Source organism: Kitasatospora sp. NPDC059088, from assembly GCF_042738155.1.
Lineage (GTDB): Bacteria > Actinomycetota > Actinomycetes > Streptomycetales > Streptomycetaceae > Kitasatospora.
The window spans coordinates 1-6,580 of sequence record NZ_JBHYGR010000238.1 but is presented as its reverse complement, the minus strand read 5'-3'; the positions used below and the strand labels follow the sequence as shown (position 1 = coordinate 6,580).

At 73.4% G+C, this 6,580-nt stretch carries 5 protein-coding genes; 2 read left to right on the top strand and 3 right to left on the bottom strand.

All coding sequences use genetic code 11. The features are described 5' to 3' along the window. From ACFWXO_RS44425 to ACFWXO_RS44415, 3 genes are all read right to left on the bottom strand, one after another. On the bottom strand, positions 1-314 hold a 314-nt coding region (locus ACFWXO_RS44425; RefSeq protein WP_380532728.1), incomplete at its 3' end, for a hypothetical protein. Positions 315-601: 287 nt separating this feature from the next. Beyond that, positions 602-1,732: a sensor histidine kinase gene (locus ACFWXO_RS44420; protein WP_375897243.1), complete on the bottom strand. Its 1,131-nt coding sequence runs from the start codon at positions 1,730-1,732 to the stop codon at positions 602-604. An 80-nt stretch (positions 1,733-1,812) separates the two neighbouring features. Next, positions 1,813-2,550, bottom strand: coding sequence for a response regulator transcription factor (locus ACFWXO_RS44415; protein ID WP_094742879.1), 738 nt, complete (start codon positions 2,548-2,550; stop codon positions 1,813-1,815). A gap of 565 nt (positions 2,551-3,115) precedes the next feature. Between ACFWXO_RS44415 and ACFWXO_RS44410 the strand changes: the two genes are divergently transcribed. Both ACFWXO_RS44410 and lon read left to right on the top strand, forming a co-directional pair. Then, entirely contained in the window at positions 3,116-3,979 is an 864-nt protein-coding gene (locus ACFWXO_RS44410; RefSeq protein WP_380532724.1) for a rhomboid-like protein, read from the top strand. A gap of 166 nt (positions 3,980-4,145) precedes the next feature. Continuing rightward, positions 4,146-6,542, top strand: a complete 2,397-nt coding sequence (gene lon / locus ACFWXO_RS44405) for an endopeptidase La (protein ID WP_375897237.1) — start codon at positions 4,146-4,148, stop codon at positions 6,540-6,542. The last annotated feature ends 38 nt before the right edge of the window (positions 6,543-6,580 follow it).

Sequence of the window (6,580 nt, the reverse complement as noted above, 5' to 3'; positions counted from 1 at the left end):
GCGGGCGCGGCGGCGAGCGGGGCGGCGGCCGGGGCCGGAGCGGCCGGGGCGGCGGGCGCAGCCGGCGCAGCAGCAGCGGCGGGCGCGGGGGCAGCGGCAGGGGTCGGCGTGGGGCCGGCCTGGGTCGCGGCCTGGGTCACTGGGGTCACCTCGGTACCGGGCTTGTAGTCGGCGAAAAAGTCCCACCAGGCTCGGTCGACCGAGTTCGGGTCCTGGAGGTACTGCTGGTAGATCTCATCGACGAGCCACTCATTGGGGCCGAAGCCAGTGGAGCTTGCCGAGCTGTTGGGGGTTTCAGGGGACTGTGGCGACACGGCGGCAACCGCCCTCTTCCGCTTCCTTTTGGGATGTTTGGACAGCGGGGATTAAGGCTACGCCCCTGACCAGTGATCGCGCAGTCCCCGGGCCCCAGGCGTCGCCCAGATCACAGTCCTGACCTGCAGATTGGCTGAAAAAGTGCGTTAGAAAGCCGTATCTGCGGGGAACCGATCGGGCCCGATCGCCCCATAAATCGGGGCGAAAGCGGACAAAAGCCCAGGTTCATCCGTCGACGATCTTCGTATGCGTCTGTGCCGGATCTGTGACAAATGTCCCGACCGGCTCAGGACTGCCCGGGCAGCCGGACCTCGATCCGGCAGCCGCTCGGCGACTCGGCGACGGCGATCCGTCCGCCGTGCAGGTCCACCGCCCAGCGGGCGATCGCCAGGCCCAGCCCGGTGCCGCCGTCCGAGCCCGGCCCGGAGGCCGTCGCGGTGCCGCTGCGGCTGAACCGCTCGAAGACCCGGCCGCGGTCCGCCGGCGGGATGCCGGGGCCCTCGTCCTGGACCTCCAGGAGCAGGCCGCCGTCCTCGCCGTCGGGCCGGGCGCGCACCGTCACGGTGCCGCCGGGCGGGGAGTGCTTGCAGGCGTTGTCGACCAGGTTGGCGACCACCTGGTGGAGGCGTTCCGGGTCCGCCACGGCGGTCAGACCGACCGGGCTGACCTCCAGGGCGAGCCGGACGTCACCGCGCCGGGAGAAGGCCCCGCCGGCCGTCGCGCCGTCCACGGTGACCCCGCGCAGCACGCCGTCCAGGAACTCGCGCACCTCGAACGGGCGGGCGTCCAGGTCGACCACGCCGTCGTCGATCTTGGAGAGGTCCAGCAGGTGGGTGACCAGGCGGCCGAGCCGCTCGGTCTGCTCCAGGGCGGCCCCCAGGGTCGCCGGATTGGGCTGGACGACGCCGTCCACCACGTTCTCCAGCACGGCGCGCAGCGCGGCGATCGGCGTGCGCAGCTCGTGCGAGACGTTGGCGACGAGTTCGCGGCGGTGCCGGTCGGCGGCCTGGAGGTCGGCGGCCATGCCGTTGAAGGCGGCGGCCAGCTCGCCGATCTCGTCGCGCGAGTTCACCTCGACCCGGCGGCTGTAGTCGCCGGAGGCCATCGCGCGGGCGGCGTCCGTCATCTCGCGCAGCGGGGCGGTGAGCCCGTGCGCGAGGAACTGCATGAACAGCAGCGAGGCGATCATGGAGAAGACCATGATGATCCGGATCTGGGTCTCGGACCGGATCGCCACGACCACCATCCCGGTGGCCAGGAACACGGAGACGATCACCAGCAGGGCGAGCTTGCCCTTGATGGAGCGGACCGGGTCGAGCGGACGGATGTCGGCCCAGACCCGGCTGGCCGCACGGGCGGCCAGGGTCTGCGGGCGCGCGCCGTCGGCGTCCCCGTTGCGTTGCTGTGGAAAGGTCATTGCTCCCCTGTGATCCCCGCGTGTTGTCACGGCGGTGCCGGGACACGGGCCCCCCGGTGGCCCGTCGCCCGGAGCCCCCGTCAGGAGAGCGGGGCCTCCAGCGCGTATCCGACGCCGTGGACGGTGCGGATCCAGCTGGCGCCGATCTTGCGGCGCAGCGCCTTCACGTGGCTGTCCACGGTCCGGGTGCCGGACGCGTCGGTCCAGTCCCAGACCTCGGCCAGCAGCTGCTCGCGGGTGAGCACCGCGCGCGGCTGGGCGGCCAGGCAGGCCAGCAGGTCGAACTCGGTCGGCGTCAGGTGGACGTCGCCCGAGGCGAGTCGGACCCGGCGCTGCACGTGGTCGATCTCCAGTTCGCCGAAGCGAAGGCTGCCGAGCGCGGGCGTGCGGGCCGCCTGCTGGGCGCGCTCGACGCGGCGCAGCAGCACGTTGACCCGGGCGGCCAGTTCGCGCATGGAGAACGGCTTGGTCATGTAGTCGTCGGCACCGACGCCGAGGCCGACCAGCAGGTCCGTCTCGTCGTCGCGGGCGGTCAGCATCAGTACCGGCACCGGGCGTTGGGCCTGGATCCGGCGGCACACCTCCAGCCCGTCGAAGCCGGGCAGCATGATGTCCAGGACCACCAGGTCCGGCTGCCAGGTGTGGAAGCCGTCCACCGCGCCGGGGCCGTCGTGGGCCACGGCGACCTTGAACCCCTCGGCGCCCAGTCGCGCCGCGATCGACTCGGCGATCGTGGGTTCGTCCTCCACCACCAGCACTCTGCGCTGGCTGCTCACAGTGCCGCCGGTGTTGGGGTTGTCCTGCTGAATTTCTGTCACGGTCACGCCACCGCCCCCAGGGCTGCGGGCCGGCCACCTGTGGGGATGGCGGGGCTCCGCTCGTAGTCTTGTTCCGTCGTGGACTGTGCCGGGTCCGCCGTCCCGTTCGTGCACCGGGGAGTGGAGGACGGATGGTCTTCCGCCCACTCCTCCCACGCACTTCGCAGCGTACGGACAGCGGATGCCTCCCGGCAGGCGGACCGGACGTTTCCGGCCCGCTGGGCCGGCTGTCCGGCCGCCCTCGGGCCCACCGAAGGAGTGGGCACGGGCCGATACCTTACCCGGCGAATTTTCACTGCGTAACGGTACGTATGCAGTCCAGTTGACGCCAAGTCGCCGGTCAGAGGCCCTACTGACGCGTTAATCGGGAGAAGGTCTGGACCAATGTCGGGAATCCGGCCGGTCCCGTCGTCGACGGTCTTCACGGGCTTTTCTCAGGTGCCTCTCAGAACCTCGACGTAGCGTGGCCGCGACAACGCCCCGCAGGGCGGAATCCGGCCTCCGCGCCGGGGCGTCGGGCGCCCTCCGGGCGCCGTGCGGCTGCGGGTGTGGGAGCGGAGGCGTCATGGCTGGACTGCGGTGGGGTGTCGGCGGGCGCGCGCCTTCGGGGGCGCCGTACGGAATGCTCCCGGCCCGGTTGCGCGGCGGTCCCGTCGAATGGCTGCTGGAACGCGTGCCGACACCTCGGCGGACCCCGTTCACGATCGGATATCTCGCGGTCGTCGGCGTCACCTCGACCTTCGCCGGGATCGCCGATCCGGAACTCGTCCAGCGTTTGCAGGAAGCCTCCAGCTCGGACGGCCACAACCTGCTCCAGCACCCGCTGCGCGCCCTGTTGCTGAGTGGTTTCTGGGTGGCCGGGGGATCGTGGCTGCCCTACCTGTGGGGTTTCGCCTTCACCCTGGCCCCGCTGGAGCGCCGGGTCGGCCCGGCCCGGGCGGCGGCGGTGTTCGCCGCCGGGCACGTGGCGGCCACCCTGCTCTCCCAGGGCGTGGTGATCACCGCGGTGGAGACCGGGCGGCTGGCCCCGGCGGCGATGGACCAGCTGGACATCGGCGTCAGCTACGGCGTGCTCGCCTGCCTGGGCGCGGCCGCCGGGGCGCTGCCGCCGCGCGCGCGGGCGGTGGCGCTGGCCGGCGTCGGGCTGATGCTCGCCCAGCAGATCGCCACCCAGAAGGACCTGGTCACGGCGGTGGGGCACCCGGCCGCGCTGCTCACCGGGATGGCGCTGTGGCGCTGGCTGGGCCGGATCGAGCGGCGCCCGCCCGGGCCGCGGCTGCGCCCGGCCCGGGTGCGGGCGGTCGGCTCCGCCGCTTCCCCGTCCGCCTCCTCGGTGCTCTCCTCCGTGCTCTCCGCGGTCGTCCCCTCGATCGTCCCCCCGGCCGCCGCGGCGGTGCGGGCCGGGCGCCGGCCGTCCACCGCGCGCTGACGCCGGGGCCCTCTTGGGCCGTTCTTTCCGCTCCCTTTTGACGAGGCCTCCCCCCGGCCGTTCCGGTGACGGCCCTGTTCGCTCACAGCGAACAAGGTGCGGGGAACAACCGGCGCCCGCGAATCCTTAGTCAGGTCGACTCAAGTTCACTGACCGGGGAGAGATCATGGCATCGACGTCCACACCGCTCACCCTGCCCGTGCTGCCCCTCGACGACGAGGTCGTGCTCCCGGGCATGGTCGTCCCGCTGGACCTCAAGGACACCGAGGTGCGCGCCGCGGTCGAGGCCGCCCGTGCCGCGGCCACCGGCTCCGGCAAGCCCCAGGTCCTGCTGGTCCCGCGGGTGGACGGCTCGTACGCGGCGGCCGGCACGCTGGCCACCGTGGAGCAGGTCGGCCGGCTGGCCGACGGCGACCCGGCGGCGCTGGTGCGCGCCGTGCGCCGGGTCCGGATCGGGGTCGGCACCACCGGCCCCGGCGCCGCCCTCTGGGTGGAGACCACACCGTTCAAGGAGTCCTCGGTCGGCACGCCGGTGGCCGGGCGGGCCGCCGAGCTGGTCAAGGAGTACAAGGCGCTGTCCACCCAGTGGCTGCGCAAGCGCGGCGCCTGGCAGATCGTCGACCGGGTGGCGCAGATCGAGGGCGTCGGCGAGCTCGCCGACAACATCGGCTACGCGCCCTTCGCCACCGCCGAGCAGAAGCTCAAGGTGCTGCTGGAGGCCGACCAGGTCGCCCGCCTGGAGTACGCGCTCACCCTGCTGCGCGACCACCTCGCCGAGGAGGAGGTCAACGACACCATCCGCAAGGACGTCGAGGAGGGCGTGGCCAAGCAGCAGAAGGAGTTCCTGCTCCGCCGCCAGCTGGAGGCCGTCCGCAAGGAGCTGGCCGAGCTGAACGGCGACCCGGCCGACGAGGAGGGCGACTACCGCGCCCGGGTCGAGGCCGCCGACCTGCCCGGGAAGGTCCGCGAGGCCGCGCTCAAGGAGGTCGACAAGCTGGAGCGCTCCTCCGACCAGTCGCCCGAGGGCTCCTGGATCCGCACCTGGCTGGACACCGTCCTGGAGCTGCCCTGGAACGAGCGCACCGAGGACGCGTACGACATCGCCGGCGCCCGCGCCGTGCTCGACGCCGACCACGCCGGCCTCGGCGACGTCAAGGAGCGGATCGTCGAGTACCTGGCCGTCCGCAAGCGCCGGGCCGACCAGGGGCTCGGCCAGATCGGCGGCCGCCGAGGAGGCGCGGTGCTCGCCCTGGTCGGGCCGCCCGGCGTCGGCAAGACCTCGCTCGGCGAGAGCGTGGCCCGCGCGATGGGCCGCACCTTCGTCCGGGTCGCGCTCGGCGGCGTCCGGGACGAGGCGGAGATCCGCGGCCACCGGCGCACCTACGTCGGAGCCCTGCCCGGCCGGCTGGTGCGGGCGATCAAGGAGGCCGGATCGATGAACCCGGTCGTCCTGCTCGACGAGATCGACAAGGTCGGCTCCGACTACCGGGGCGACCCGTCCGCCGCCCTGCTGGAGGTGCTGGACCCGGCCCAGAACCACACCTTCCGCGACCACTACCTGGAGGTCGAACTCGACCTCTCCGACGTGGTCTTCCTCGCCACCGCCAACGTGCTGGAGGCCATCCCCGAGCCGCTGCTCGACCGGATGGAGCTGGTCCGCCTGGACGGCTACACCGAGGACGAGAAGGTCGTCATCGCCCGCGACCACCTGCTCCCGCGCCAGCTGGAGAAGGCCGGCCTGGCCGACGGACAGGTCGCCGTGGACGAGGAGGCGCTGCGCCGGCTCGCCGGGGAGTACACCCGGGAGGCGGGCGTGCGCACCCTGGAGCGCTCGATCGCCCGGGTGCTGCGCAAGATCGCCGCACAGGCCGAGCTCGGCGAGCGCGAGCTGCCCGCCGCGGTCGGCGCGGCGGACCTGCCCGCCCTGATCGGCCGCCCGCACCACGTGCCGGAGGCCGCCCAGGCACCCGCCGAGCGGCGCACCGCCGTCCCGGGGGTGGCCACCGGCCTCGCCGTCACCGGCGCCGGCGGCGACGTCCTCTACATCGAGGCCTCGCTGGCCGACGCCGAGACGGGCGGCACCGGGCTGACCCTGACCGGGCAGCTGGGCGACGTGATGAAGGAGTCCGCGCACATCGCGCTCTCCTACCTCCGCTCGCGCGGCGCCGAGCTGGAACTGCCGGTCACCTCGCTGCGCGACCGCGGCGTGCACCTGCACGTCCCGGCCGGGGCCGTCCCCAAGGACGGGCCGAGCGCCGGCATCACCATGACCACGGCGCTGGCCTCGCTGCTCTCCGGCCGCAAGGTGCGCACCGACGTGGCGATGACGGGCGAGGTGTCGCTGACCGGGCGGGTGCTGCCGATCGGCGGGGTGAAGCAGAAGCTGCTCGCCGCCGACCGGGCCGGCGTCACCACGGTGATCATCCCCAAGCGCAACGAGGCCGACCTGGACGACGTCCCGGCCGAGGTGCTGGAGCGGCTCACCGTCCACCCGGTGGCCGACGTGCGCGAGGTGCTGGCGCTGGCCCTGGAGCCGGCCGGGGTGCTGGTCGCCGCGGCCTGAGGCGGTCGGCGGGGCCGGTCCGGCGGATCCGCCGGACC

Bases quoted from the DNA above. Each gene is read 5' to 3' on its own strand.
- lon (WP_375897237.1), top strand. From the start codon at position 4,146: ATGGCATCGACGTCCACACCGCTCACCCTGCCCGTGCTGCCCCTCGAC.
- ACFWXO_RS44420 (WP_375897243.1), bottom strand. From the start codon at position 1,732: ATGACCTTTCCACAGCAACGCAACGGGGACGCCGACGGCGCGCGCCCG.
- ACFWXO_RS44410 (WP_380532724.1), top strand. From the start codon at position 3,116: ATGGCTGGACTGCGGTGGGGTGTCGGCGGGCGCGCGCCTTCGGGGGCG.